The sequence below is a fragment of the Rhizobium sp. 01T417 genome (assembly GCF_056398905.1).
The window spans coordinates 1-26,172 of sequence record NZ_JBFTQH010000060.1 but is presented as its reverse complement, the minus strand read 5'-3'; the positions used below and the strand labels follow the sequence as shown (position 1 = coordinate 26,172).

Sequence of the window (26,172 nt, the reverse complement as noted above, 5' to 3'; positions counted from 1 at the left end):
ACCGAAGGGCGAGGAACCACCTGTCCAGCGGAAGCACGAGATTTAGCCGATCGGCGAAAACGTCGATCAACACGAAACCGAACCCAAGGAAAAGCTGCCAGTTGAAGGCGTTTTGCCCCTTGTGTTCTTTCATTGGAGTCGATCATGCTGACACTGTACTACGCGCCGCATACCTGCGCGCTCGCAAGCCTCATTGCGCTGGAGGAGTCCGGCCTGCAGTTCAAAACGAAGAAGCTGAACTTCGCCGAAGCGGAGCAGCGTTCTCCCGAGTACCTGGCGATCAATCCCAAGGGCAGGGTTCCCGCTCTGGTGACGGATCGCGGCATCGTTACCGAAACGCCGGCAATCCTCGCCTATATCGCTCAGGTCGCCTCCGCCGCGCAATTGGCTCCGCTTGATCCTTTCGAGTTCGCTCGCATGCAGGCCTTCAACAATTATCTTTGCTCGACCGTGCATGTGAACCACGCGCACGGCCGCCGGGGCAGCCGGTGGGCCGATGATCCGACAGCCCATGAAGCGATGAAGGCGAAGGTGCCGCAAACCATGGCCGAATGCTTCGAGATCATCGAGGCGAAGATGCTGGAGGGCCCCTGGGTCATGGGCGAGTACTATTCGGTCGCCGATCCCTACCTCTTTGTCATGACCGGCTGGCTGCGGTCCGATGGCGTCGATCCGGCCCGCTTCCGGAAAGCGACGGCGCACTATGCGCAGATGATGGAGCGCGCGGCCGTGCTGCGGGCATTGGAACGCGAACAGGCCTAAACAGACGTCGCCCGGCCGCCGGGCACATCAGCCATGAAAATTCGCGGCAAGCCGCTTTGGCGCGCGGAACCGCCACGCACCGATCAGCCGTTCCTTCAGTTCGGCGTCGCTGATCATCGCGGCGTGCAGGGGCATATACGGCCAGCCGATATAGTGGGGTGTCTGATAGTAGATCTCGGGCGCCATCTCGATCAGCCGTTCCTTGTCGTCGATCGAGATGCAGAGCACGATGGTCTCGTTGTTCTTGACCGTCGCGAATGATTTGCCGCCGACTTTCAGCGCCGGGTTACCGTAGGACGTGCTCTCCTCGACGTCAGGCAGATTGGCTTCCGCCGAAAGACGCTTGAGGCGCGCAAAGATCGTATCGACACTGGTCATGTGAGCCCGCTCGAAACTGAAGCGGGCCAAGACTAGCAGATTTTACCGGGCTATGCGCACTTTGCGAGCTGTAGCGGTTCCTGCTCGGGCGCGCGTGGTTGCGGGCCGAGCGGCAGGTCTGCCAACGCCGTCGGTGACATGCGGGCCAGATCGGGATGGTAGAGCGGATCCCGCTTGCTGTCCGCGCTGTAGGGCGGTTCGATTGTTTCCACGCTCAAGAAAAACTTTAGTATTTGCATGGCGCGCCTCGCTTCCTTCCAGAATGGCGAACGGAGCATCTGCTCAACACAGGCGGATTATCGCGGGCGGCCAGCCAGGTTTCAATTGAGATTACCAATCTCTCGGTATAGAAAAACTATATGAGAAACCTGAACTCGGTTCACTTGAACGGATTGCGCGCGCTCGAGGCTGTCGGCCGGCTTGGCTCCCTGCAGGCCGCCGCAGAGGAACTGGGCGTCTCCATCGGCGCTGTCAGCCAACAGGTCATCAAGGCCGAAGCGCAGCTCGACCACGTGATCTTCGAGCGCACGCCAAAAGGCATGGTCGCGACTGAGGCGGGCACGCGCCTGCTGGCCGGCCTGACCGAGGGCTTCAATGCGCTGTCGCAGGCCGTCGCGACGACGCAGCGGCGGGACGACAGCATTCTGACGATCTCCGTTGCGCCGGTCTTTGCCGCGCGCTGGCTTGTCTATCGGCTCGATCGCTTTGCCGAACGGCATCCTGAGATCAGCCTGCGGATGGATGCCACCACCCGGCTCGTCAATCCGGCGCTCTGCGATGTCGATGTCGGCATCCGCGTCGGCAACGGTCAGTGGCCGGACGTGAAGGCCGAACTGCTGCTGCAGCAGCAGGTCTTCCCGGTCTGCTCGCCCGCTATGGCGGCGCGACTGCACGAGCCCGCCGATATACTGTCGCTGCCGGCGGTCATCGACGGTCGCGCCATGTTCACTTGGGAATTGTGGATGCGAGAGGCCGGATTGTCGAGCGCGACGCTTGAGACGCGCCACGTCTTCAACGATGCCTCGCTCTGCCTCGATGCGGCTATCGCAGGGCAGGGTGTCATGCTCGCCTGGCAGACGCTCGCGGACTTTGCCCTGCAGCAGGGGCAGCTGGTTGCGCCTTTCGGCATTCGCGCGAAAACCGGCTTCGGCCACTATTTCGTAACGGCCGAAGGCGCGCGCGAACCCAAGAAGGTGAAGGATTTCAAGGCCTGGATCCGCGAGGAAATGGCCAGCACCCTCAAGCTCTTTCCATGATCAAACCGGTTCCTGCGACCGCGTCGCCTGCATCGCGATATAGGCCGGCCGCGACTGGCAGCGCTTGATCCAGGCGCTGACATTGGGATGGGCGTCGAACAGCGCCTGTTCCGTCTGCGCGTAGCGAAGAACTTCCGCAATATTGAGATCGGCTGCGGTGAAGCGGTTGCCGACAACGTATTCGTTGGCCGCCAGATGCTTGTCCAGCGTCGCGAAGGTCTTCTTCAGCGATCGGACGGCGACGCTGATCGTTGCCTTGCCCTCGTCGCTGTTTTGCTTCTCGTCGTCGTAGACATAGACGATCTTCACCGTATGCGGCTCGACTTCGGTGGCCGCCCAAATGGTCCACATCGTCATCAAACCGTCTTCCGCGACGGTTTGACCGGCCAGCGGTCCGCCATGCTTGCGGGCGAGGTAAAGGGTAATGGCAAGCGACTCGTGCATCACGAGGTCGCCGTCCTTGATGCTCGGGATCAGCGCCATCGGATTGACCGCCAGGAAATCAGGCGACAGCGTATTGATAGGCGCATCGGCGGCAAGCGGATTGGCAAGTCGCCGGGCCTGAATGACCCGCACGGACTCGAATTCGAGCCCCAATTCCTCGGCCATCCAGTAAACGCGCGAGGCGCGCGAGCGATAAACTCCGTAAACAGTCAGCATGTCGATGTCCCCCTTGTTCGGCTGGGCGCAGGGTAGGAGCCGAAGCGTCGCAGCGGAAGCCGCCAAGCCTTATGAATCTATGAAAGCTTTTGATGCTTTTCAGGAGATGCGGTTGCGCTCGACCGTCAGCTGCGCAAAGCGCGAGGCAGCGCCCGCGGTCGCCAGTTCGCCGGACACCATCCTGTCCCATTCGAAGCCGAGGACGGCGCCACCGGGTGTTTCCTGAAACACATTGTCGGTGATGACGGCTGTTCCGGCGCCCTCCGCTACCGACACAGCGCATCCGATCGAGGCCTTGCGGATGATATTTCCGGTCACGACGAGGTTACGGAGATAGGGACCCCAGCCGAGCTGCATGCCCCGGCGTGGAGCGCCTTCGATGATGTTGGCGGAGACCAGTGTGTCCGCCTCGGCGGCAATGCCGATGCCGAAGCCGACCTCATGCTCGTAGGGGCCCTTGAGCGTCAGGTTGCGCACGACGTTGCCGGTAACGCTCGCCAGCCTGCCGCCCTGGTCGAAATTGGCGATCGAGATGCCGTTCGCCGCGCCGTCCACCAGGTTGTTGGAGACGACGGCGCCCACAAACTCGAACTCGACATAAACAGCCGTCTCGCCCGAGCGCTGGCATTGGTTGCCGGTGATCTGGATATCCGAGGCCGAATTGGCGCGGATGGCGGTAAATGCGCAGTCCGACACGTGGTTGTTTGCGACCATGACGTTGTCAGCGCGGAAGATATTGATGCCGTTGCCGTTTTGGCCGGTGCCGCCGTCATTGGCCTTGATCCGGTAGATGCGGTTGCCGTTGACGACGCTGTTATCAGCCGCCTTCGTCCAGCGATGCACGAGAATACCGCCATTGCCGCAGTCGAAGACCTCGTTGCCGGTGATCGAAAGCGCGTCGGATTCGACGGCGTAGATGCCGGATTGGCCGGAGCCCGATATGCGGCTGCCCGTGATCCGGCCGCCGCATCGCTCCAGTCGAACGGCATGTTTGCGGCTGTTGGCGATCTCGCAATTGTCGATGATTACCTTGGCGACGCCGGTGAATTGCAGCAGCCCGCCAGTATCATCACCGAGCGAGCGATTCTGCCCGTCGATGATGATGTTCGAGAGTTCGATGTGCTTGACCTTCTCAGCGCTGAAGAGGTTGCCACCGCCGGTGTAGACGATGCGCGATACGCCGGGAACGCCGGTGATGCGCGTATTCTCCCGCAGCACGAGATTGGAAGCCTTGTAGGTGCCTGGTGGCAGGAAAACCGATGCGTTCTCCGCCGCCGCTTGGTCGATCATCTTCTGCAGGCTGACGCGCTTGCGGTCCGGCGCGCCTGGCGTTGGCTGGTAATCTGCCGCGTCAATCGCGCCGCGCAGGCCACCATCGCGCGTAGTCGCGAAGCTGCGCGATGCCATCAGCGCAAAAGCGGATGCTCCCGCAAGACGGAGCAGGTCACGACGGGAGGTTAACGGACTTTCCTTCATTTCGACCGCCCTGCAGGAAACGTGCCAGCGCGCCTGTTTCATTTTGGTACAGATAGGCATCTTCCCGTCGCCCACTGGCCCTTCCGTTCTTTCCCGCTATCTTTGCAGGCATGAGACCAGATGCCTTGCTCTATCCCGCCCCCGAGGGGCTCTATTGTCCCGAGGGAGGATTCTATGTGGATCCCGTGCGGCCAGTCGAGCGAGCCCTGATCACCCACGGCCATTCCGATCATGCGCGGCCCGGCCATGCAAACGTGCTTGCGACACGCCAGACGCTCGACATCATGCAGATCCGCTATGGTGACGGTTTCTGCGCAAGCCAGCAGGCTGCCGCTTTCGGCGAGGAGGTCCTGATCAACGGCGTGAAGGTCAGCTTTCATCCGGCTGGCCATGTGCTCGGCTCGGCGCAGATCGCCATCGAGAAGAACGGCACCCGCATCGTCGTCTCAGGTGATTACAAGCGGCGAGCGGACCCGACCTGCGCGGCCTACGTGCCGGTTCCCTGTGATGTCTTCATCACCGAGGCCACCTTCGGACTGCCGGTCTTCCACCATCCCGATCCGGTCGATGAGATGGGCAAGCTCTACGCCTCGCTGCGGCAATTTCCGGAGCGTACGCATCTGATCGGCGCCTATGCGCTCGGCAAGGCGCAGCGCGTCATCCGCCTGCTGCGCGATACCGGCTACGATCAGCCGATCTATATCCACGGCGCGATGGAGAGGCTGTGCGACTACTACATGGAACAGGGCATTGAGCTCGGTGAGCTTTGCCCGGCGACCATCGAAAGTCGCGACAAGTCAGCCTTCAAGGGAGCCATTGTCGTCGGCCCGTCCTCCGCCTTTGCCGATCGCTGGGCACGACGCTTCAACGAGCCTTTGCCGGCATTTGCATCGGGCTGGATGATGGTGCGTCAGCGCGCCAAGCAGCAGGGCGTCGAGCTGCCGCTAGTCATCTCCGACCATTGCGATTGGCCGGAACTGACGGAGACGGTCAGTGATCTGCGCCCCGAGGAAGTGTGGGTGACGCATGGTCGCGAGGAGGCGCTGGTTCGCTGGTGCCAGTTGCAGGGCATCAAGGCCCGGCCGCTGCACCTGGTCGGTTATGAAGACGAGGCCGACTGATGAAAGCATTCGCCGACCTTCTCGACCGCCTCGTGCTCACCCCCAGCCGCAACGGCAAGCTGAAACTGCTCTCCGACTACTTCCGCGACACCCCGGATCCGGATCGCGGCTACGGGCTTGCCGCCATCGCCGGCACGCTTGAAGTGCGCAACGTCAAGCCGGCCATGCTGCGCGAGCTGGTGCTGGAGCGGATGGATGAAGTGCTCTTCCGCTATTCCTATGATTATGTCGGCGATCTCGCCGAGACGATCTCCCTTGTCTGGGACGCCGAGAAGGACATCGAACGGTCAGCACTTGCCCAGCCGCGGCTTGGCGATGTCGTCAGGCAGATGAACGCGCTTGGGCGCACCGAGGTTCGCAGCTTCGTGCGCGACCTGCTCGATCGGCTGGACACATCAGGTCGCTTCGCCTTCATCAAGCTTGCGACCGGGGCGCTCCGCATCGGGGTCTCGTCTCGTCTGGCGAAACAGGCGCTCGCCGATATGGGCGGCCGCGATGTGACCGAAATCGAGACGCTTTGGCATGGTCTGCAGCCGCCCTACGAACCGCTGTTTCGCTGGCTGGAAGGGCAGGGCGACAAGCCGGTGCTGGCAACGCCTGCAATCTTCCATTCCGTCATGCTCGCCAATCCGGTCGAGGAGGGCGATCTCGATCAGCTCGAGCCGGCCGAATACGCCGCCGAGTGGAAATGGGACGGCATTCGCGTACAGCTGTCGCGCTCCGGCGACACGCGCAAGATCTATTCGCGTTCCGGCGACGATATCTCGGGCGCGTTTCCCGATATCGTCGATTCGATCAACTTCGACGGGGTGATGGACGGTGAACTCCTCGTTGGCGGAACCACCCGTTCGAACAGCCCGACGCGTACCTTCTCCGATCTGCAGCAACGCCTGAACCGCAAGACGGTGACGATGAAGATGCTTGACGAGTATCCGGCCTTTATCCGTGCCTATGACCTCCTGTTCGATCGGGAGGAGGACGTGCGCGGGCGCTCCTATGTCGATCGCCGCGCGCGTCTTGCGGAGGTCATCGATCATGCGCCGCACGACCGTTTCGATCTTTCGCCCCTGGTCGAGTTCTCGTCGTGGGATGAACTGGATCAACTGCGGTCGTCACCGCCGGATCCTGTCATCGAAGGGGTGATGATCAAACGCCGCGACAGTGTCTATCAGGCCGGGCGGCTGAAGGGTCCGTGGTTCAAGTGGAAGCGCAATCCCTGTAACGTCGACGCCGTGCTGATGTATGCGCAGCGCGGCCATGGCAAGCGCTCCAGCTATTACTCGGATTTCACCTTCGGCGTCTGGACCGAGACGCCGGAGGGAGAACAGCTGGTGCCTGTCGGCAAGGCCTATTTCGGCTTCACCGATGCCGAGCTGGAACTGCTGGATAAGTTCGTGCGCAACAACACGACGGAGCGCTTCGGTCCGGTGCGGGCCGTCAGGGCGGACAAGGATTTCGGCTTCGTCGTGGAAGTTGCCTTCGAAGGCATCAATCGCTCCACCCGCCACAAGTCAGGTGTTGCTATGCGCTTTCCGCGGATCTCCCGCCTGCGCCCCGATAAGCCGTCCTACGAGGCGGACCGCCTTCAGACGCTGGTCGCCATGATCGATGCCAAGGGCGAGCAGTAGGTTTTCTGACGCAAAACGCCGCAGGACCACCGTTTTCAACACAACGTGTGTTGGCGGCCGCACGCTTCCGGTGCAATTTTCGAATCGCCGGGAACCATGGAAGTGTGAAATGACGTCAGACGAAGGTAATTCTTTTCTCCGCCAGCGCCGCACGGTTCTTGCAGGCCTGGCTGGAGCCCTCCTGCTCCCGCGCATCGCAAGCGCATTCGACGTTCCGGAGGTGCCGAGGCTGATCGATCACGATTATGCAAAGGTCCGCAAGCGCTTCCATACCAAGCTCTTGCAGAAGGGGCCGGCTCCCGACAAGTACGAACCGCTCGACGCTCCGCCGGAAGGTGAGAAGATCTTCTATCGTTCGGGTTACGGCGGCGAACTGGAGTTGGTCGCCTGGGTTTCCAGATACAAGCGCGGCAGCAAGCCGAAGCCGGGCGTGCTGTTCCTGCATGGCGGCAACGCGATGGGGCTTGGGCATTGGGTCCTGCTCAAGGCCTATGTCGATGCCGGATTCGTGGTGATGATGCCGTCGCTGCGCGGCGAGAACGGCCAGATGGGCAATTTCTCGGGCTTCTACGACGAGGTCGACGACGTGCTCTCGGCGGCCGACCGGCTGCAACACCTTCCGGGCGTCGATGCCGATCGCCTGTTCATTGCCGGCCACAGTGTCGGCGGCACGCTGACCATGCTTGCGGCGATGAGCAGCCACAAGTTTCGTGCGGCGGCGCCGATCTCCGGCAATCCGGATGCTTTCCGTTTCTTCAATCGCTACCCGCAGGACATTCGCTTCGACGACAGCAACGCCCACGAATTCGAGGTCCGCAGCGCGCTCTGCTATGCCAAGAGCTTCAAGTGCCCCGTCCGCGTTGTTCACGGTACCGAAGAGGCACATTTCAACGACCGCGCCGGTCTGCTTGCCAGTCGCGCTCGCTCCGGCGGTGTCCGCATCGAAACTGATACGGTGACCGGCAACCATACGTCGGCGCTGCCGGCGGAAATCGAGCAGAGCATACGGTTCTTCCACAGCGTCGCGGTCTGATCGCGGTCTGACATCCATGCGAGGCTGACCGGGTGACCAGCCTCGCGCCAGCCGCAGGTGTCATCCTCGCCGCAGCTATACGTCTCGCTGTTGTCGATGAGGGTGTTTTATGACTGTTCTCAGCCGGGTGTCGCCATTTGCCGGGCTTGCGGCCGCTGCTCTTTGCCTGAGCGGCTGCAACATCCTTGTCCCGGATACCGGTGCCACCGATCCCGCCCGCTTTGTGCAGGAAACGTCGCCTGTTTTTTATAACGGTGTGGATCCGATGCGCGTCAAGCCGCTGGAAACGCCGGTCCCGCAGAGGCCGGGTGTGCCGCCGACAATCTATAACCAGACCTATGGTATCCCAGGCGCGAATTTCAGCCGGACCTACGGCCTGCCGGTCACCAATCCGGTGAATGGCGCGATGTATGGCCAGGTGCGCGATACCGACTTTACGCTGCCGGCCATACCGGTCAGCCGCATCGATCCGCAATATCTGCGGCAGGAGGTCGACTATCCGACCAACGAGAAGCCCGGCACGATCATCGTCGACACGAAAACCAAGCACCTTTATTTCGTCGAGCCGGGCGGCAAGGCGATGCGCTACGGCGTCGGCCTCGGCCGTGACGGCTACGCATGGTCCGGCCGCGGCGTCATCCAGTGGAAGCAGAAGTGGCCGCGCTGGACGCCGCCTGCCGAAATGGTCTCTCGCCAGCCGGATGTCCGGGCCTTCTCTGCGGAGAACGGCGGAATGAATCCGGGCCTCGGCAACCCGCTCGGCGCGCGCGCGCTTTACATCTTCAAGGACGGGCAGGATACACTCTACCGCATCCACGGCACGCCGGATTGGCAGTCGGTCGGAAAGGCCACGTCGTCGGGATGCGTGCGCATGCTGAACCAGGATGTGGTCGACCTTTATGACCGCGTTCCGGCAAAGGCCGAAATCGTCGTGATGTAGTCGCGCAACAGCTCTGGTGATTTCGTCTCGCGGCAGACGGACACGACTTCGTGAGGTGGTGGTTTATTTAACGTATGGCGATAGATTTCTTGTGTTGTCACCGGCGTTGAGCCACCTTCCGCGAAGGGCGTCCGTCCTTCCCGCGCAACAGGAAACCAGACCCGCGTATGAGCTTCGAAAAACCCCTTTCCCGCCGCAGCTTCCTTTCCTTTTCGGCAGTGACCGCAGCTTCGGCGCTGACGGGGTGTGCATCCACGGCTGGACCGCCGCCCTATGCCACGGCTCAGCCGGTCGTCATGCGCAGTCCGGTCAACATGTTCCAGGCGCCGCCGACGCCAGGTGACGCCGAGCTGGCGGTCATGTATGGCCCGATCGAGGACGGCGGCTTTCTCATTCCGGCCGTGCCCTACCAGCAGATCGATCCGCGCTTCTACCGTCAGCAGGTGGTTGATCCGACCGGTCAGGCGCCCGGCACGATCGTCGTCGATACACCCTCGCGCTTCCTCTACCTTGTTCAGCCGGGCGGCACCGCCATGCGCTATGGCGTCGGCATCGGCCGCGAAGGGTTCGCCTGGCAGGGTTCCGGCGTCATCCAGTGGCGTCAAAGATGGCCGCGTTGGAAGCCGCCGAATGAGATGGTCGCGCGTCAGCCCGAACTCGCCAAGTATTCGATCGAGAACGGTGGCATGGAGCCGGGCTTGAAGAACCCGCTTGGCGCGCGGGCGCTCTATATCTTCTCGAATGGCGAAGACACGCTCTACCGCCTGCATGGCAATCCGGAATGGCGCTCCATCGGCAAGGCCGTTTCATCCGGCTGCGTCCGCCTCCTGAACCAGGACATCATCGATCTCTATGACCGCGTGCCGAACAAGGCTCCGGTGGTGGTTCTGCAATGATCCAAGAGGGTGCGGCCAGCTGATTGGCTGGTCGCATTCACTGCCGGTGCTCGGCGACCTGAACTTCTGTAGGCGGTGACAATTCCCTGATAAGCTTCTTGCGGATCGCCGTCGCATAATCAGCAAAGCTCCTGATTTCCATCACGAAGGCATCCTCGCCGAGGATGACGCGCGACTCGTAGTAGTCGGGAAGATCGGGTTCCTCGTCGGAAATGACCAATCCGTTGACGGTCGTCCCCATCTTCATGGCGCGCTGTCGCGCCTGATAGAGCGACGGCGTCTGGCGCCGTTTCGGCGCAACCGTCTCCTTGCCGTCGCCGGAGACATTGATGATGGTCTTGACGGCGCAGAAGCGCGGGTCGGTGAGCATATCGAGAGCGGCCCACATGCCATTGCCGATGTCAGTGTTGCCAAACACCTTGCGCTGATTGGCGTCGATCGCGGCCGCGAAGGATTCGGCACCGTTCCCGTTGTGTATGACGAACCAATCCAGTTTTTGGGTGGAGAATTCACCATCCCCCCAGAAGACTGCCGATACGGCAACGTTGCCAGCACTTCTCAAGATGGCCAGGACGTCGTTGTCTCGGAAGGCGGTGGCGATCGCGGACTTCTGAAAGGAATATTCTTCGTCGGTGATGCTACCGGATCCGTCGATGGCCACAACCAGCGCGATATCCGCGCAGGCCAAGGATGGAGACGCGGGCAGTATCAAAACCACAGCCGCGGCCATACCAATCAGCATCTTGAGCATTTCCGCATCCCTCGTTCGCCCATAGCCCAAAATTGACTATGACAAGCGGTCGCTTTCCTGCTGTTATACCGCCGTTATTTGCTCATGCTAAATTAGAAGTTGAGATAGTAGCGATGCGGTTCATGCTGCGCCTGTTCGGTCGATTCCAGCTGCTCTCCCCCGCGGGCGAGAGCATTGTGATCGCTTCGCGCAAGCATCAGGCGCTGATTGCGATGCTGGCGTTGTCGAACGGCAAGCCTGTTTCACGATCGAAACTGGCGGGCATGCTGTGGTCCGAGCGCACCGAGGAGCATGCACGCAACAGTCTCCGCCAGGCGTTCTTTGCAATCCGCCATGCGGTCAACGGCCACGGCGTGTCACCTCTCGTCTTCGACAGCGGCGCCGGCTGGATGAGAACTGATGCCATTGTCACCGACATTCAGACTCTTGCGGAAAGCGCAAAGGCGGGATCTCTGCCGCCGTCACTGGATGCTTTTGAGGGCGAGTTTCTCGAGGGATTGAGCTTCAACGACGAGACATTGGAAACATGGCTTCGGATTGAACGCGGCCGACACCACAATTTGCTGGCCGACTGCCTTGCGGATCTAACCGAAGGTTTGGAGAGGGCGGGCAGCACGGAGCAGGCGGTTCTCGCTGCGCAATGCCTTTTGCGGCAGGATCCCTACCACGAGCCATCTCATCGAACGATCCTGCGCCATCACAAGGCCCGAGGCGAGCGCGCCCGTGCCATCAGGCATTACGAAGGCCTGAAGGTATTGCTGGAGGCCAATCTCGGTGTCGCGCCTGATCTCGAAACGCAGCAGCTCATCGATCGAATTCGCGAACAGCAGGAGCCGTCCGTGGACTTGACCAATGGCAAGCCCAGGATCGCGATCCTGCCAATCAGGAGCCTTTCACATGATGGAGACGACAGTCTCGTCGCCGAATCCCTGACGCGCAAACTGATCGGGGAACTCGGCCTGTTCTCGCCGCTCTCGGTGGTCGCCGCCGCAACGATGTTTGCCGTCAATGCGAGGCACGAGACTGTCGAGGAAATCGGCAGACGGGTCGGCGCCGACTATGTCCTGGAAACTGCGGTTCAGGGCGACGGGGAGGCCGGCTGGGCGATGGTGCAACTCGTGTTCGTGCAAAGCGGCACACAGATATGGAGCCGCAAATATCTCGACGAAAGCACGAATTCCGACCTCGGGCAGGACCGGCTTGTCCGCAAGATCAGCGGCAATCTTTTTCATATCGTGATGAAGCACGCGGCAGCCAGTTCGGCCACCGAGCCGGAGGGCGAAGTCGGTACGGACAAGCTGTATCTGCAGGTGTTCAATCATGTCGAGCGGCCGACGTTGAAGGGGATGATCCGTGCCCGGCGTCTCTGCGAGCGGATCCTGGCCATCGATCCCAATCACGTTCTGGTCCGCGAGAGCCTGGCCTGGATAAATTTCCACTCCTGTTTCAACGGCTGGCTGGACGATCCCGTAGGGGGCTTCCAGCAGGCGCGTGAAATCGTTCTGGTGGGGCTGGGCCTGGATGACCACGAACCCTACCTGCTCAGCGCCTTCGGCCTTGCTGAAACCTACCTGGGAAACGCCAGGGCCGGCCTGGAGGCGTTGCAAAGGGCCGTCGACCTCAACCCCAACGACGCCGAATTCCACACGTGGCTCGGTATTGGACTGACCGTCGCCGGTCTGATCGGCGAGGCGCACATGGCGTTCGATCAGGCCGATCAGGTCAGTCCGGACTATCATCCGATTTTCCTGTTCCGGGGCGATGCCCATTTCGCCTCCGGGAAGTATGAGGAAGCGATCGCCTGCCTTGATCGCTTCCTGACCGTGCTGCCGGACTATCATTGGGCGCGACTCCTGCGAGCGGCGTCATACGCAGCGCTGGGCAGGGACCTGATGGCGCGAGGCGACGTGGCCCATGTGAGGGAAAGCACGCTTTTGTTGAACGGTAGGTATCTCGAGCAGCTGCTTCAGGCACGCGGCTCATCGCTCCGGCAAGATTTGTGGTTACGGCTGGAGGCTGCGGGCTTGCCGTGGGCATGATGTCGTCTCGGCTCCGGCTTCAATGCTTTGCTCTCAAGCCGCCGATGTCAGATTGGAGCGGAGGCCCTTCAACAGCCCTCGGATCGTCTTCATTTCCTCGAGCGTGCACCCTGCGGCCTGGCCGATTGCGCCCATGATGGTGTCGATCTCGCTCCGCATCACGCGGCCGTTCTCGGTCAGCGACACGATAACCTGCCGCTCGTCGCGGGAATCGCGTGTGCGCTTGATCAGGCCATTCTGTTCCAGGCGCTTGAGCAATGGCGACAGCGTACCCGAATCGAGATCGAGTTGCTCGCCGATCGCCTTGACCGGCTGCTCGGACTTCTCCCAAAGCGCCAGCATCACGAGATATTGCGGGTAGGTGAGGCCGACCCTATCGAGGATCGGCTTGTAGGCGCGGGTAAAGGCATGCGCGGTCGAATAGACAGCAAAGCAGAGCTGGTTCTCGAGCCGCTTTTCCTCTTCCGGAATTTCCATCGTCTTGGCCAGATGCGCTTTCATTGTCGTCCTTCCACGGGCTCGATTGTCCTCTTTTCGAATTCGAAATGCAATTTGCAAAATTCACTTGCGTACAATTTAATTGTGCGATAAACAAAATCCAACCCCAACGCAAAGGAGACTGACATGCCTATCCTCTACACGACCAAAGCTTCGGCCACCGGTGGCCGCGCAGGCCGCGCCGTTTCCGAAAACGGCGTTCTCGATGTGACGCTGACGGTTCCGAAGGAACTCGGCGGCGATGGCGCGACCGGCACCAACCCTGAACAGCTCTTTGCAGCCGGTTATTCGGCCTGCTTCCTCGGTGCGCTGAAATTTGTCGCCGGCAAGGAAAAGGTCAAGATTCCCGAGGACACCACGGTCAGCGCCACGGTCGGCATCGGCCCGCGTGACGACGGCACGGGCTTCGGCATTGAAGTCGCCCTGACGGTGAACATTCCCGGCCTCGACAAGCCGACCGCCGAAAAGCTTGCCGCTGCGGCCCACATCGTGTGCCCCTATAGCCATGCAATGCGTACATCGACGGAAGTTCCGGTTACCGTCGCTTGATCAAGGCGAAAAGGAGCGTCGCGTAATGCGGCGCTCTTTTCATATGAAATTTAGATGCTATATTCTTTCCTGTGAAAGGAGTATGGCATGGCTGTAGCACATCCGATCTCCGGCGCCCGGGCTCCCGAGGCGGCCGTGATCACCAAGGCCGCCGTCAATGCCGCTGATCGTCTCGGCCTCAACGCCAGAACGCTTTCGGCGGTGCTCGGCGTTTCCGAGGCGACTGTCTCGCGCATGAAGCGGCAGGATTATCTGCTTGAGCGCGGCTCGAAGTCCTTTGAGCTCGCGATCCTGCTGGTCCGTCTGTTTCGTTCGCTCGACGCGATTGTCGGCGGCGACGAGACCGTTGCCCGGCAATGGCTGCGCAACGCCAACACGGCGCTCGGCGCCACGCCGCTCGAAAAGATCGTCAGCATTTCGGGATTGACCGATGTCCTTGCCTATCTGGACGCCCGCCGCGCTATCGTCTGAGACGCGGGCGATCTCGGGCAGGTTCTGGCGTCTGGTCGAGGCGCAGCACCAGATTTCGACGCTGAAGCTCGTCGATACGCTCGATGAGCAGGCGCTGCTCGAAGCCTTGCTCGAAGAAAGCAAGCCGGCGCTGCCGCCGGAATGCATCGGGCTGGACTACCTGCTGGCGACCCCGTTCCGCTATGGCGCCGTCTATCCGCATGGGTCGCGTTTCCGCCGGGCAGGGCGCACGCTGGGCGTCTTCTATGCGTCCGAGCGGGTAGAAACCGCGCTTGCCGAAATGGCGTTCTACCGACTGCTGTTCTATTCGGAGTCGCCCGCGACATCGCTTCCTGCCAATGCCGCCGAGTACACGGCTTTTGCGGCGGCCATCGCGACCGCATCGGCAATCGACCTGACCCGCGCGCCCCTCGATGCCGATCAGGCGATATGGACGGATCCTCAGAACTATGCGCCCTGTCAGGCCCTGGCTGACGCCGCTCGCGAGGCGGGTTGCAAGGCAATCCTCTACGAATCCGTGCGGGATCCGCAACGTGGCCGGAATATCGCGCTCTTGACGGCAGCGGCATTTGCCGCCCGCGAGCCTGTCGAGCGTCAGACCTGGAGGATCCGGCTGTCGGGAATCGGTGTCCAGGCGCTTTGCGATTTCCCGAAGGTCAGAATTGGATTCTCGGTGGAGGATTTCGCCAGCGACCCGCGCATGGCGCGCGACTGACGTCGCAGGCTACCGATCTTCAGGCGAGCGCCTGCAGGTCGCGCCGCAACCTTCCCATGTCGCCATCAGGCAGGACTTCCTCGAGGCTGGCGTGGGTGCTCTCCCAGATCGGCACCGCGGCCGCGAGCACGGCCTTTCCCTCCGGCGTCAGGCTCAGCAGGCGCCGGCGCTTGTCTTTCGCATTCTGCGTTACATTTACCCAACCACGACGCTGCAATGGCTTGAGCGCTGCCGTCAATGTCGTTTGGTCCATCGCAAGCAGGGTCGCGACCGGTCCCATGGGCGGCGGTTCCGGGCGGTTCAGCGACATCATCAGCGAAAACTGGCCGTTGGTGAGCCCGACAGGGCGAAGGGCATCGTCGAAGAGCCGCGCCAGTGCGCGCGCCGCGCGCTGCACATGCAGGCACAGGCACGTGTCACGTACCAGAAGTGTCGTTGAATAGGGAATCTCTACCGCGTTTGACATGATCAATTTCTATTGATATCAATGTAATTAGTCAAGGAAAAGGAGCATGAACCAAGCACGTCTCGACCGCGCCGGAGGAGGGCGCACGTGATGCAGAACCAAGTCGTTTCCCGTGAAGAATGGCTGGAAGCCCGCCGTGCACTGCTTCTCAAGGAGAAGGAAGCGACGCATCTGAGGGACAAGGTCAACGCCGAACGCATGGCCCTGCCATGGGTCAAGGTTGACAGGAACTACATATTCGACACGCCGCAGGGCAAGAAAGGTTTCGCCGACCTTTTCGATGGCCGCAGCCAGCTTTTGATCTATCATTTCATGCTTGGCCCCGATTGGGAGGCCGGTTGCCCCGGATGCTCGTTCCTGTCGGATCACGTCGATGGAACGCTGCCACATCTCAACAACCATGATGTCACCTGGGTCGCCGTCTCGCGCGCGCCGCTCGCCAGGATCGAGGCTTACAAGAAGCGCATGGACTGGAAATTCCCTTGGGTCTCATCCTTCGATAACAGCTTCAACTTCGACTACCATGTGTCCTTCAGTCCGGAGGATCTGGCGAAGGATAAGGTCTTCTACAATTTCGAGGCGATTGATCCGGCCAACGCCAATGATGAGCTTCCCGGTCTCAGCGCATTCTACAAGAACGACGCAGGCGAAGTCTTCCATACCTACTCGAGCTACGCCCGCGGCCTCGAAGAAGCGGTCGGCACCTTGATGATCCTCGATCGCGCGCCGAAGGGACGTAACGAAGACGCGACCATGGATTTCGTCAAGCGTCACGACGAATACGAGCCGGCCAAGAGCGCGCCATCCTGCTGTCACTGATAATATCTGCGACCATCATCCCAAGGGAGAAGGACGATGCAGCAAGCGAAAGTTCTGAAGGAGCACGAGTTCCTCGAAGACCTCGTTGGCGTATGGGACGTGACGGCACCCGAAATGACCGGACAGGAACCGTGGACGGAGATCGTGCGGTCGCTTCATGGCATCTGGTTCGTCGCCGAAGGCTCCGGCACGATGCCGGGCGGTAGCGCGGCAACGACGGTACTTACTCTCGGCTACAGCGCCGACAAGGGAAGATATGTCGGAACCTGGATAGGGACGATGATGGACCACATGTGGGTCTACGAGGGTGAGGTTTCCGACGACGGCAAGACCTTGAGCCTCTATACCACGGGCCCCGATCTTATCGGCGGAAACGAACTCGCCGAGTATCGCGAGCAGCTCATCTTCCACGATCGCGATCACCGCACGTTCAATTCTGCTGCCAGGCAGCCCGACGGTTCCTGGAAGCAGTTCATGGAAGCGCACTACACCCGCAAGCAATAGCTGCGGACGGCGCTGCCGTTCGTCGCAAGTCCAAATCCAAATGGAGAAGACCATGTCCGAAAACCACGGCAAATTCATCTGGTTCGAACTGATGACCCCCGATCCCAAGGCCGCCGCCGAATTCTACGGCAAGGTTGTCGGGTGGACGACAAGTGACATGACGATCCAGGACCTGCCGCCCTATACGATCTTCGAAGCGAATGGAGCCGGCGTCGCAGGCCTGATGGATTTTCCCGCCGAACTGGAAGGGAAGGGCATTCCGCCGAACTGGACGGGCTATGTCGCGGTCGATGACGTCGACAAGTCGGCGAAGGACTTTGCCGCCAACGGTGGCTCGGTCCGGCGCGAGCCGGCGGATATTCCGACGGTCGGACGCTTTGCCGTCGTTGCCGATCCGCATGGGGCGGTCATCTGCATCATGACGCCGCTGCCGAGGGACAATCCGTCGCCGCCGGCACCGATGGGTACGCCTGGCCATATCGGCTGGCACGAACTCTATGCCGGCAACGGTGCCGAAGCCTTCACATTCTACTCGAAGGTCTTCGGCTGGACGAAGGATCATGACTTCGACATGGGTGAGATGGGCGCCTATACCATCTTCGCCGAGCACGGCACGCAAATTGGCGGCATGATGACCAAGCCGCCGAGCGTTCCCATGCCGGCATGGGCCTATTATTTCAACGTGCCGGCCATCGATGCGGCTATCGAACGCGTCAAGGCAGGCGGCGGCACGGTGTTGAACGGCCCGATGGAAGTGCCCGGCGGCAGCTGGATCATCCAGGCGGCCGATCCCCAGGGGGCATTCTTCTGCCTCGTCGCGCCCGCTCGATAGGCGCGCTAAACGACGATTTTCAACTCAGCGCGAGATGGCCGGACGCCGTCTCGCGCTGAACTGTTTGAGGGTTCCGGGAGCTCCGCCGCAAGCCGCATGGCAGCGTTCGCGTCGAATCGAAGGAGCTGGGACGCGTTGCGGGAGCGCGTTTGTACTTCATTAATTTTATTAGAATTTTAGCGTTTCCGGCGAGGTTCGTGGCCGCGGCGTTAACTCTTCCTAAAACATTTTTGGGTGGAAGCATAACCGGCTATGCCTGAAGCGGCTGCAAGTATTGATTTTGGCTCTTCCGCGTAATTGATTGGCCCCAGTTTCTCATTGGGGTTGTTTTGTTATGTCTATCGAAGATCCGCGCATTTCCGCTACTGCAAGCGAAAACGTCTCGCACGACTTCCGCCAGGACATTCATGAAGACGCAAGTATTGAGACTTCCGCTCGTCAGGGCGTTGAGGTCGCGCAAGCCGATAACAGCCAACAGCCGGAGAAGACCGACCGCGTGCCGGCGGCGCCCCAGACGGTAGCTGCCGGCGCCCATCCGGCCGAAATCGTTCCGGATCAGAACAACGTCGCCCACCTGCCGGCTGACGTATCGATCGACGACATCCGCGTCGAAGGCAACAATCTCGTGCTCATCCAGGCAGACGGCACGGAGATCGTCATCGTCAACGGCGCCCTGCACGTGCCGACCTTCCTGCTCGGCGAAGTCGAGCTGCCGCAGCAGGCCGTGATCGCTGCCCTCGAGCAGAACAACATCAACGTTGCGGCGGGTCCCGACGGCTCCTATTCGGCCCATTCAGGCTCCCCAAGCTCGGGCGGTAACTTCGACACGATCCAGCAGCCTCCCCACCTGCCGCCGCTGATAGCGGACCTCCTGCAGAACACGGACCAGCCGGATGGTCAGCCCGGCCGCCTCTTCGGCGGAGTCGGCAGGCACGGCCAAGATGCAACCCCACCGACATCGCCTGCGGTCCCGGACGGTTCGCCGACAGTCAGCCTGCACGTCATCGACCTCGGCAACCTTGCCGCGACGCTCTTACTCGATGAATCGGCAGGCATCCAGACCAGCCCGGACAACGATACAGCCCTCTCCGATATTGCGGACCTGTTCAAAGGTGTTAGCAATCAAGGCTTCGATGGGCATATGAACGGGGCGCAATACGCGACCGCCGGCCTCCTGCAGGCCGATATCCAGTTCGGCATCAATGGTCCTGCCGCTACGAATGCAATCCAGTGGTCGCTCGAACTCGGCCCCGGCAACAATCACGATTCCGGCCTGAAGACCACGGGCGGCCACGAAATCTACTTCTTCGAGGAAAATGGCCTAATTGTCGGTCGTTATGACGCCGAGAACGGCGAGGTCACCAGTGCTGATCCCGCCGCATTCGCCCTTGCGATCGATCCAGTCACTGGCCAGCTGTCGATGGTCCAGTATGTCTCGATCTACAACACCGATAGCAACTCACAAGACGAGATCGACTTCATCAAGTCCGGCCAGGTCCTCGCCAAGGTCACGGTCAGTGATTTCGACGGCGACAAAGTCGACGCAACCGTTGATATCGGCGACAAAATTGGCTTCAGCGACGATGGCCCGATTCTGATCTCGGTCCCGGCACCGGCCGGCGACTATTCGGGCTCATTCTTCTTCGATGGCTTCACCTCCAACGGCAATGCCTGGAACGAGAACAGCGGCGTCAACAACACCGGTGTCTCGGGCAACTGGCATATCGCCTGGGCGGACGGTTCCGAGGGTACCCCGCAGCTTGAGCGCGTCGGCGACGGCTATCTCGGCATGCATTCCTCGACGAACGGATACATGATCGACCTCGACGCATCGCCGGGCGATGTAGCGGTCTCGCAGGTGCTCAAACTGGCAGAGGGCGAAAGCTACACCCTCACATTCGAGGCCGGCGCGGCACAGGCGGGCAGCAAGCACCTGGTCGTCACCTTCGGCGGCGTCGTCGTGCTCGAAATCGACCCGCCCGGACAGATGACGACTTATAGCATCTCCATTGTCGGCGGCGCCGGCAATGCATCGAACACGCTGGAATTCAAGGAAACCGGGCACGCCGACTACTACGGCACGTTCCTCGCCAATGTGTCGGTGACCGGCAACAGTGCCATCCTTGACGACGAGGACGTCGGCAAAGCTGGCAACCAGGGCGGCACAGGTGACGACGGTCACGGGGCCACCGCGTTCGGCACGATCGATTTCGACGCGGGCTCGGATGGGCTCGGCCATATCCAAATCACCGGCCTGGAATCCGTCGCCGGCCTCGGCAACGCTGAGCTCTCGGTCATGTACATTGACGACACCGGCAAGGGTACAGCAGAGGCACTGGGCGAAGGGGTCTGGACGCCGAATGGGCAGGGCGGCTCCATGACTTGGAGCAGCCTGCACGTCCAAAACGCGATCGTCGTCACGGTCAATGCGGACGGCACCTACTCGGTTACGCTCAACGCCGCCCTCGCTCACCCCGCAACGGGCACCGAGGACAATCTCGTACTGAACTTCGGCTTCGACATCTATGACGGCGACGGCGACCACGTGTCCGGCACGATCAGCGTCAATGTTGATGACGACAGCCCGAGCATCAACCGGGAGGCACTTCAGAGCGCCACGGTCGCTGAAGACGACATCAAGACGTCGCTTTCGCAGGGTACGAGCCCGAACGACGGCAACTCGGACGGCTCCTATACCGGCAATGCCTCTAACAATCTGCCGGGCCCCGCGACAGTCAGCGGCTCGATCGCGAACGTCGTCAACTTCGGAAGCGACGGCAAGGGCGGTTTCTCCTTCACCGGCGACCTGAGTAGCCTCGGTGCGCTGTCCTCGCATGGCGACGCGCTGAGTTACACCGTCGCGAACGGCGTCCTCACCGCGACGGCGGGCGAGAGTGAGGGGGCGCGCGTCGTCTTCACGCTGACCCTATCGAATGACGGCGACTACACGTTCAAGCTCTTCGATCAGCTCGACCATGGCACCGACGCCACCAATGGGAGCCTGTCCATCGACTTCGGCGGCCTGATCCAGGCGACCGATGGCGATGGCGACAGCATTCCGCTGACCGGCGGCCTGAAAATCGCCATCACCGACGACGCGCCAACCACGGCCGGTCGCGCCCATGTCTCGGGTACGGTCGAGGAAGAGCAGCTCAACGGCAATGAGGATACCAGTGGCGGCTCGGGCTCGGCCACGGACGACGACATCAGCCACCACGGCCATTTCCACGACAATACCACCGCGGTCGTCAGCGGCAGCGGTGCGAATTCGCTCGCCACCCTGGTCAACACCGGCGCCGACGAAGGCGGGCATTTCTCGTTTAACTCGGAGCTGGTCGGCAACGCCATCGAGACCGACGGCGGCGCGAGCGTGAAGTCGGGAGGCAGCCTCGTTTCGGTAACCTCGGTCGCGGAAGGCGTCGACGCCAACGGCCACTATCAGACCATCACGGCCGGGACCACTGGCGAAGGCGCGCATGACGTCTTCACTCTCACCGTCTATGACAACGGCAGCTGGAAATTCGAACTCAAGGATAATCTCGACCACAGCTACGGCAACAATGGCGAGGGCGTGCTGAAGCTCGACCTGTCAAGCCTGGTCCAGTACACCGATTTCGACAACGACAGCGTAACGTTGGACGCCACGAGCTTCCTCGTCAGCGTCATCGACGACGTGCCGGTGGCGGCGATCTCTGCCTCCGCGTCGAAGGCACCGACCCTTGAGACGCAGGATCACGACACGATCGGGAGCGGGGTCGGCGGTACCGACACGGCGAGCGCCGATTTCTCCGGGGCGTTCAAGATCACCTCTTCCTATGGCGCGGACGGCGCCGGTACCACAAACACCACCTATGCGCTCAGCCTCAGCGGAAATTCGCATCACGATGACCATGACGATTGGGATCGCGGCGGCTTCGGCGACCGCGTCGACTCCGGGCTCGAAAGCAACGACCATGCGATCTATCTCTACGAGATCAATGGTGTAATTGTTGGCTCAACCGCCTCCTCGTCCCACAGCGTCGGGCAGGGCAACACCATCTTCACGATCTCCGTGGACGGTACTGGCAAGGTCACGCTGACCCAGTACGACGCCATCGATCATGTCGGCAACGGCAATGGCTCGGTCATCTCGCTCGACGAGGGCCTCGTCAAGCTGACGGCGACCGTGACGATCACCGACCATGATGGCGACAAGGCGACCGATGGCGCTTCGATCGATCTCGGCTGCAATATCAGATTCGACGACGACACGCCGTCGATCACGCTGACAGCGGGCAGCGACGCCGCGCTCAACCTGACCACGCAAGACGCCGACACCATCGGAAACAATTTCGATACGGCCAGCCGGAGCTTCGCCGGCGTGTTCACCGCCGTTTCCAGCTACGGCGCGGACGGCGTTGGCAACACCGTCACCAGCTACGCGCTTTCGGTGAGCGCTCAGGGCGGATTGAGCGGCCTGTCGCATGACGACCAAGCGATCCACCTGTTTGTGAGGAACGGCGTTGTTTACGGTTCCACCGCCGGTTCGGCAAACGACATCAACGTTGGCAACACGGTGTTCAAGATCGAGGTAAGCAGCGGCGGCACAGTGACGCTGACGCAGTACAGCGCCATCGATCATCTCGGCGAGGGCAATAATACGAGCATCTCGCTCGCCAACGATCTCGTCAAGCTGACGGCGACGGCGACGATCACCGACGATGACGGCGACAAGGCGAGCAGCAGCGCCTCGATCGATCTCGGCGGCAATATCAAATTCGACGACCATACGCCGTCGATCACGCTGACAGCGGGCAGCGACGCCGCGCTCACCCTGACCACACGGGACGCCGATACCATCGGCGCCAATTACGACACAGCCAGCCGGAACTTCGCCGGCGTGTTCCATTCTGTCTCCAGCTATGGCGCGGATGGCACGGGAAGCACCGTCACCAGCTACGCGCTCTCGGTGACCGGCCAGCCGGACAGCCAAAACCGCGTCGACTCCAAGCTCGATAGCCACGGGCAGACGATCTATCTCTATAAGATCGGTGACACCGTCTACGGCTCGACGGCTTCCTCGTCCGACAAGGTCGGGCAGACCAACACCATCTTCAAGATCACCGTGGACAACGTTGGTGAGGTCACGTTGACCCAGTACGACGCGATCGATCATGGCGGCAACGGCACGGTGATCTCGCTCGCCGACAATCTCGTCAAGCTTACGGCGACCGCAACGATCACCGATGGTGACAATGACAGCAAGAGCAGCAGCGCCACGGTCGATCTCGGCGGAAATATCAGCTTTGATGACCACACCCCGTCGATCACGCTGACCGCTAGTGGTGAGGCGAACGTTGTGCTGGCCACGCAGGACGCCGACACCATTGGCGCCAGTTACGATACGGCCAGCCAGAGCTTCGCCGGCGTGTTCAACGCTGTTTCCAGCTACGGCGCGGACGGCGCGGGCGATCTCGCCACGAGATATGCGCTTTCGGTGACCCAGGGCGGCACCTCCGGGCTCAAGAGCGATAACCAGACTATCTATCTCTATCAGAGCAATGGAGTGATCTACGGCTCGACCGCCTCCACGTTCCAGGGTGTCGGGCAGAGCAACACCATCTTTAAGGTCACGGTGGACGATACCGGCAAGGTCACGCTGACCCAGTACGACGCTATCGATCACGGCGGCGACGGCACGGTGGTCTCGCTTGCTGACAATCTCATCAAGCTGACGGCGACGGCGACGATCATTGATTATGACGGCGACTCGAAGAGCAGCAGCGCCACGATCGAGATCGGTCGCAATATCACTTTCGCCGACGATGGTCCGAAGCTGATCGCTAGTGCGACGGTGACGGCCAAAGTCGACGAAGACGGCCTCACCTGGGCGAATGCCGATGCCAACCGCACGGGCGAGCATGCCGACACCGACACTAGCACGCCGAGCAACCGCCTGACGGCGACGGGAATCCTGTCGGCTCTGGTCAATTTCGGCGCGGACGGTCCCGGTCCAAATGGCGGCTTCGCCCTGAAGCCGGTCAGCGCGGCCGAACTTTCCGGCGTTACGTCGCATGAGCAACAGGTCTACCTGTCGTCGAATGGCTCGACGTTGACCGGTTATGTCGAGGCAGGTGGTGGCGTCGGCTATAATGCGGCGTACGACAAACCTGTCTTCACCCTGGTTCTCGGGGCGAACGGCGCCTACATCTTCACGCTGATCGCGCAGCTCGACCACGCGACGGGCAACGGCGAAAACACGCTGACCTTCGACCTTTCCAACTATGTCACCGCGACCGACGGCGACAACGACACCATCGACCTTGGACCCGGCAGCATTCAGGTCAGCGTGCTGGACGACATTCCGGTCCTTACGACCCGCGCATCGAACGATACGACCGAACAGGTTCTGACCGGTACGACGACCTACACCTGGACCACGACGGAAGTGGTCGCTGATACGTTCGCGTTCAAGGCCGGCAATCAGTCGGAGCGCACGCTTGTCGGTGCCGGCAGCGCGGCCGGACATGACCTGCTGCTGACGGCCAAGAGCGGTGGCTATGGCGATACGGTCAACACCAGCAGCAACAATATCGGCGTCTCCAACCCGTGGATCGACGGCCCCAGCGAAGTTCTGTCCATGAACTTCGTAACCAATGCTGGGAAGAGTAATCAGGCAGCGGATCCGCATTCGTCGGCACAGTTCAAGGTTGATGTTACTGGTAACAACAACACCGCCGCAGTCTTCATCAATGCCACCAACAACGGCAACTTCGTAGCGCTGACCTTCCTGGTCAACGGGAACGCGGTTAGCGCCAACGCGGTCTATCAGGGCAATACGCTGACTGGCTATGTGCTGGCCAAGGTTCCCGATAACGCGGTGATCAACGTCAAGGCGGCAAATGCAAACGGCACCTTCGACGTGCTCAAGGTTAGCAATTACGATGACGTGAGCTACGGCTCTAACAGGACATACCACGGCGACAAGTTTGGCATTTCCAATATTGAGACGTCTGTGACTGTGGAGGTCGAGCACTCGAAGCAAGTGCCTGTCTATACCACCGTTACCCACCATGAGACGTTGGCGGTCAGCATCGATGAAAGCGCGGGAGTTGCCGCGTCGGGTCCAAACGCCGCCGACGATACCGCCAACACCCCGCCGGTGGCGATCTACATGGCCAACGCCATCGGCTATGCCGAGTCCGCGACGAGCGTGCTTTCCGGACCGAACGCTCTGTTCACCGGCAGCGTCGGCGCTGACAAGAGCGGTACCTGGTCCTTCGCCATCACCAAGGCCGACGGCAGCGCCTTCAGCGGCGTGGATTCCGGTCTGACCACGCTGGACGGCACCTCGATCAAGATGACGACTGCCTCGGACGGAACGCTGATTGGCTACACCGGCAGCAATCCGGCCGCCAACCAGATCTTCAAGGTATACGTTGATGCCGACGGTCATGTCTGGATCGCCCAGTACCAGCCGATCCATAACAGCGAAGCCGGCTCCAGCCAGGCAGCCTATGACGACGTCGTAAAGGTTGTCGTCGACGGTGGCCTACACATCCAGGCAACCCTGACCGACGCAGACGGCGACAGGACCAGCGCCGTATCGCAGGTGGATCTGACGGTCCAGTTCCAGGATGACGGTCCGGTGGCGCACGACATGGTTGCGCAGTCGGTTGCCGAAGGCTCGGTCGCCGAAGGCACGCTCGATTTCGCCCGGGGCACCGATGGCGCCGTTGTCTCTCAAATCAACGGCGTCAACCTGACGTTTGGAAATGACGGTTGGTCGCAGGGCGTCACGACAGCGCAGGGAACGCTGCGGGTAACAGCTGACGGAAACTATCAGTTCACCGCGCATTCCGACACCGTCTACAAGGATGCCGGCTCGGCAAGCTTCACCTTTGCGATAAAGGATAGCGACGGCGATACCTCGACGGCGAACGTGTCGTTCAATGTCTCGAACACCACGGACGTGACGACGGTCAACCTTTCCGGCTCGTCCGTAACCGAAGGCTCAACTGCCAGCTACGTGTTCACGGCAACGCTGACGAACGCCTCGCAGGGTGTCACGGTTGTCCATACCGATCGGGGCGACATCACCATCGCTGACGGTCAGACCAGCGGCACGCTGACGATCGCCGCCAACAATGGCGAGGACGTCTACAGCGACGCCTCGACCAGGACAGCGACGATCACYGGCACCAGCGGCGGCAACTTCGAAAGCCTGCAGGTCGGAACTGGCTCCGCTACCGCATCGGTCAGCGACACGATCGACGTGACGACGGTCAGCCTTTCCGGCTCGTCCGTAACCGAAGGCTCAACTGCCAGCTACGTGTTCACGGCAACGCTGACGAACGCCTCGCAGGGTGTCACGGTTGTCCATACCGAGTCCATACCGA

Annotated in this window: 22 protein-coding genes; 15 read left to right on the top strand and 7 right to left on the bottom strand. The window is 61.3% G+C overall.

Annotation, left to right across the window (positions count from 1 at the left end):
• Positions 1-144 precede the first annotated feature (144 nt).
• Entirely contained in the window at positions 145-762 is a 618-nt protein-coding gene (locus AC1DPR_RS29885; RefSeq protein WP_018859635.1) for a glutathione S-transferase family protein, read from the top strand.
• A 27-nt stretch (positions 763-789) separates the two neighbouring features.
• On the opposite strand, the gene AC1DPR_RS29880 is transcribed toward AC1DPR_RS29885, so the two are convergent.
• Both AC1DPR_RS29880 and AC1DPR_RS29875 read right to left on the bottom strand, forming a co-directional pair.
• Positions 790-1,140: an MmcQ/YjbR family DNA-binding protein gene (locus AC1DPR_RS29880; RefSeq protein ID WP_113471618.1), complete on the bottom strand. Its 351-nt coding sequence runs from the start codon at positions 1,138-1,140 to the stop codon at positions 790-792.
• Positions 1,141-1,190: 50 nt separating this feature from the next.
• On the bottom strand, positions 1,191-1,358 hold the full coding sequence (locus AC1DPR_RS29875) for a hypothetical protein (protein WP_409564059.1): 168 nt from the start codon (positions 1,356-1,358) through the stop codon (positions 1,191-1,193).
• 141 nt (positions 1,359-1,499) lie between these two features.
• On the opposite strand from AC1DPR_RS29875, the gene AC1DPR_RS29870 reads away from it, so the two are divergent.
• The gene (locus AC1DPR_RS29870; protein WP_113471617.1) at positions 1,500-2,396 is read left to right on the top strand and encodes a LysR substrate-binding domain-containing protein; all 897 of its coding nucleotides are present in this window, start codon (positions 1,500-1,502) and stop codon (positions 2,394-2,396) included.
• On the opposite strand, the gene AC1DPR_RS29865 is transcribed toward AC1DPR_RS29870, so the two are convergent.
• A complete protein-coding gene (locus tag AC1DPR_RS29865) occupies positions 2,397-3,056 on the bottom strand; it encodes a glutathione S-transferase family protein (protein WP_113471621.1) in 660 nt (219 codons plus the stop codon). It lies immediately after the preceding gene.
• 99 nt (positions 3,057-3,155) lie between these two features.
• Positions 3,156-4,532 (bottom strand): TIGR03808 family TAT-translocated repetitive protein, encoded by a 1,377-nt coding sequence (locus AC1DPR_RS29860; protein ID WP_113471620.1) that lies wholly within the window; start codon positions 4,530-4,532, stop codon positions 3,156-3,158.
• Positions 4,533-4,642: 110 nt separating this feature from the next.
• On the opposite strand from AC1DPR_RS29860, the gene AC1DPR_RS29855 reads away from it, so the two are divergent.
• The 5 genes from AC1DPR_RS29855 (at position 4,643) to AC1DPR_RS29835 (ending at position 10,150) form a co-directional block, all read left to right on the top strand.
• Entirely contained in the window at positions 4,643-5,653 is a 1,011-nt protein-coding gene (locus tag AC1DPR_RS29855; protein WP_477817824.1) for a ligase-associated DNA damage response exonuclease, read from the top strand.
• On the top strand, positions 5,653-7,281 hold the full coding sequence (locus AC1DPR_RS29850) for a cisplatin damage response ATP-dependent DNA ligase (RefSeq protein WP_113471615.1): 1,629 nt from the start codon (positions 5,653-5,655) through the stop codon (positions 7,279-7,281). The genes AC1DPR_RS29855 and AC1DPR_RS29850 overlap by 1 nt, the downstream gene beginning before the upstream one ends.
• Positions 7,282-7,390: 109 nt before the next feature.
• Positions 7,391-8,314 carry an alpha/beta fold hydrolase gene (locus AC1DPR_RS29845; RefSeq protein ID WP_113471614.1) on the top strand — a complete coding sequence of 308 codons (924 nt, stop codon included), beginning with the start codon at positions 7,391-7,393 and terminating at the stop codon, positions 8,312-8,314.
• 109 nt (positions 8,315-8,423) lie between these two features.
• Positions 8,424-9,254, top strand: a complete 831-nt coding sequence (locus AC1DPR_RS29840; RefSeq protein WP_018859626.1) for a L,D-transpeptidase — start codon at positions 8,424-8,426, stop codon at positions 9,252-9,254.
• Between the two features lie 167 nt (positions 9,255-9,421).
• Positions 9,422-10,150 carry a L,D-transpeptidase gene (locus tag AC1DPR_RS29835; RefSeq protein ID WP_113471613.1) on the top strand — a complete coding sequence of 243 codons (729 nt, stop codon included), beginning with the start codon at positions 9,422-9,424 and terminating at the stop codon, positions 10,148-10,150.
• Positions 10,151-10,187: 37 nt separating this feature from the next.
• Here the strand turns inward: AC1DPR_RS29835 and AC1DPR_RS29830 are convergent, their stop codons facing one another.
• The gene (locus AC1DPR_RS29830; protein ID WP_113471612.1) at positions 10,188-10,901 is read right to left on the bottom strand and encodes a DUF1194 domain-containing protein; all 714 of its coding nucleotides are present in this window, start codon (positions 10,899-10,901) and stop codon (positions 10,188-10,190) included.
• Positions 10,902-11,014: 113 nt separating this feature from the next.
• On the opposite strand from AC1DPR_RS29830, the gene AC1DPR_RS29825 reads away from it, so the two are divergent.
• Complete coding sequence (locus AC1DPR_RS29825) at positions 11,015-12,940, top strand: BTAD domain-containing putative transcriptional regulator (RefSeq protein ID WP_162763476.1); 1,926 nt, start codon at positions 11,015-11,017, stop codon at positions 12,938-12,940.
• Between the two features lie 33 nt (positions 12,941-12,973).
• Here AC1DPR_RS29825 and AC1DPR_RS29820 read toward each other — a convergent pair whose 3' ends face one another.
• A complete protein-coding gene (locus AC1DPR_RS29820) occupies positions 12,974-13,441 on the bottom strand; it encodes a MarR family transcriptional regulator (RefSeq protein WP_112660926.1) in 468 nt (155 codons plus the stop codon).
• Positions 13,442-13,564: 123 nt separating this feature from the next.
• Between AC1DPR_RS29820 and AC1DPR_RS29815 the strand changes: the two genes are divergently transcribed.
• From AC1DPR_RS29815 to AC1DPR_RS29805, 3 genes are all read left to right on the top strand, one after another.
• Positions 13,565-13,987, top strand: a complete 423-nt coding sequence (locus AC1DPR_RS29815) for an organic hydroperoxide resistance protein (protein WP_025662361.1) — start codon at positions 13,565-13,567, stop codon at positions 13,985-13,987.
• Between the two features lie 87 nt (positions 13,988-14,074).
• Positions 14,075-14,458, top strand: coding sequence for an MbcA/ParS/Xre antitoxin family protein (locus AC1DPR_RS29810; RefSeq protein ID WP_018859620.1), 384 nt, complete (start codon positions 14,075-14,077; stop codon positions 14,456-14,458).
• Positions 14,418-15,173: an RES family NAD+ phosphorylase gene (locus AC1DPR_RS29805; protein WP_113471610.1), complete on the top strand. Its 756-nt coding sequence runs from the start codon at positions 14,418-14,420 to the stop codon at positions 15,171-15,173. The genes AC1DPR_RS29810 and AC1DPR_RS29805 overlap by 41 nt, the downstream gene beginning before the upstream one ends.
• Positions 15,174-15,192: 19 nt before the next feature.
• Here the strand turns inward: AC1DPR_RS29805 and AC1DPR_RS29800 are convergent, their stop codons facing one another.
• Positions 15,193-15,639 carry a MarR family winged helix-turn-helix transcriptional regulator gene (locus tag AC1DPR_RS29800; RefSeq protein ID WP_113471609.1) on the bottom strand — a complete coding sequence of 149 codons (447 nt, stop codon included), beginning with the start codon at positions 15,637-15,639 and terminating at the stop codon, positions 15,193-15,195.
• A 90-nt stretch (positions 15,640-15,729) separates the two neighbouring features.
• Here AC1DPR_RS29800 and AC1DPR_RS29795 point away from each other — a divergent pair, with 90 nt between their 5' ends.
• The 4 genes from AC1DPR_RS29795 to AC1DPR_RS29780 all read left to right on the top strand — a co-directional run.
• The gene (locus tag AC1DPR_RS29795; protein ID WP_113471608.1) at positions 15,730-16,458 is read left to right on the top strand and encodes a DUF899 domain-containing protein; all 729 of its coding nucleotides are present in this window, start codon (positions 15,730-15,732) and stop codon (positions 16,456-16,458) included.
• 36 nt (positions 16,459-16,494) lie between these two features.
• Positions 16,495-16,962, top strand: a complete 468-nt coding sequence (locus AC1DPR_RS29790) for a DUF1579 domain-containing protein (protein ID WP_018859616.1) — start codon at positions 16,495-16,497, stop codon at positions 16,960-16,962.
• A gap of 52 nt (positions 16,963-17,014) precedes the next feature.
• Complete coding sequence (locus AC1DPR_RS29785; protein WP_113471607.1) at positions 17,015-17,794, top strand: VOC family protein; 780 nt, start codon at positions 17,015-17,017, stop codon at positions 17,792-17,794.
• 334 nt (positions 17,795-18,128) lie between these two features.
• Positions 18,129-26,172 (top strand): DUF5801 repeats-in-toxin domain-containing protein (locus tag AC1DPR_RS29780; RefSeq protein WP_477817823.1); only part of this gene is annotated, 8,044 nt, incomplete at its 3' end.

Coding starts and splice junctions, on each gene's coding strand:
- AC1DPR_RS29885 (WP_018859635.1), top strand. CDS start 145: ATGCTGACACTGTACTACGCGCCGCATACCTGCGCGCTCGCAAGCCTC.
- AC1DPR_RS29880 (WP_113471618.1), bottom strand. CDS start 1,140: ATGACCAGTGTCGATACGATCTTTGCGCGCCTCAAGCGTCTTTCGGCG.
- AC1DPR_RS29870 (WP_113471617.1), top strand. CDS start 1,500: ATGAGAAACCTGAACTCGGTTCACTTGAACGGATTGCGCGCGCTCGAG.
- AC1DPR_RS29865 (WP_113471621.1), bottom strand. CDS start 3,056: ATGCTGACTGTTTACGGAGTTTATCGCTCGCGCGCCTCGCGCGTTTAC.
- AC1DPR_RS29860 (WP_113471620.1), bottom strand. CDS start 4,532: ATGAAGGAAAGTCCGTTAACCTCCCGTCGTGACCTGCTCCGTCTTGCG.
- AC1DPR_RS29855 (WP_477817824.1), top strand. CDS start 4,643: ATGAGACCAGATGCCTTGCTCTATCCCGCCCCCGAGGGGCTCTATTGT.
- AC1DPR_RS29850 (WP_113471615.1), top strand. CDS start 5,653: ATGAAAGCATTCGCCGACCTTCTCGACCGCCTCGTGCTCACCCCCAGC.
- AC1DPR_RS29845 (WP_113471614.1), top strand. CDS start 7,391: ATGACGTCAGACGAAGGTAATTCTTTTCTCCGCCAGCGCCGCACGGTT.
- AC1DPR_RS29840 (WP_018859626.1), top strand. CDS start 8,424: ATGACTGTTCTCAGCCGGGTGTCGCCATTTGCCGGGCTTGCGGCCGCT.
- AC1DPR_RS29835 (WP_113471613.1), top strand. CDS start 9,422: ATGAGCTTCGAAAAACCCCTTTCCCGCCGCAGCTTCCTTTCCTTTTCG.
- AC1DPR_RS29830 (WP_113471612.1), bottom strand. CDS start 10,901: ATGCTCAAGATGCTGATTGGTATGGCCGCGGCTGTGGTTTTGATACTG.
- AC1DPR_RS29825 (WP_162763476.1), top strand. CDS start 11,015: ATGCGGTTCATGCTGCGCCTGTTCGGTCGATTCCAGCTGCTCTCCCCC.
- AC1DPR_RS29820 (WP_112660926.1), bottom strand. CDS start 13,441: ATGAAAGCGCATCTGGCCAAGACGATGGAAATTCCGGAAGAGGAAAAG.
- AC1DPR_RS29815 (WP_025662361.1), top strand. CDS start 13,565: ATGCCTATCCTCTACACGACCAAAGCTTCGGCCACCGGTGGCCGCGCA.
- AC1DPR_RS29810 (WP_018859620.1), top strand. CDS start 14,075: ATGGCTGTAGCACATCCGATCTCCGGCGCCCGGGCTCCCGAGGCGGCC.
- AC1DPR_RS29805 (WP_113471610.1), top strand. CDS start 14,418: ATGTCCTTGCCTATCTGGACGCCCGCCGCGCTATCGTCTGAGACGCGG.
- AC1DPR_RS29800 (WP_113471609.1), bottom strand. CDS start 15,639: ATGTCAAACGCGGTAGAGATTCCCTATTCAACGACACTTCTGGTACGT.
- AC1DPR_RS29795 (WP_113471608.1), top strand. CDS start 15,730: ATGCAGAACCAAGTCGTTTCCCGTGAAGAATGGCTGGAAGCCCGCCGT.
- AC1DPR_RS29790 (WP_018859616.1), top strand. CDS start 16,495: ATGCAGCAAGCGAAAGTTCTGAAGGAGCACGAGTTCCTCGAAGACCTC.
- AC1DPR_RS29785 (WP_113471607.1), top strand. CDS start 17,015: ATGTCCGAAAACCACGGCAAATTCATCTGGTTCGAACTGATGACCCCC.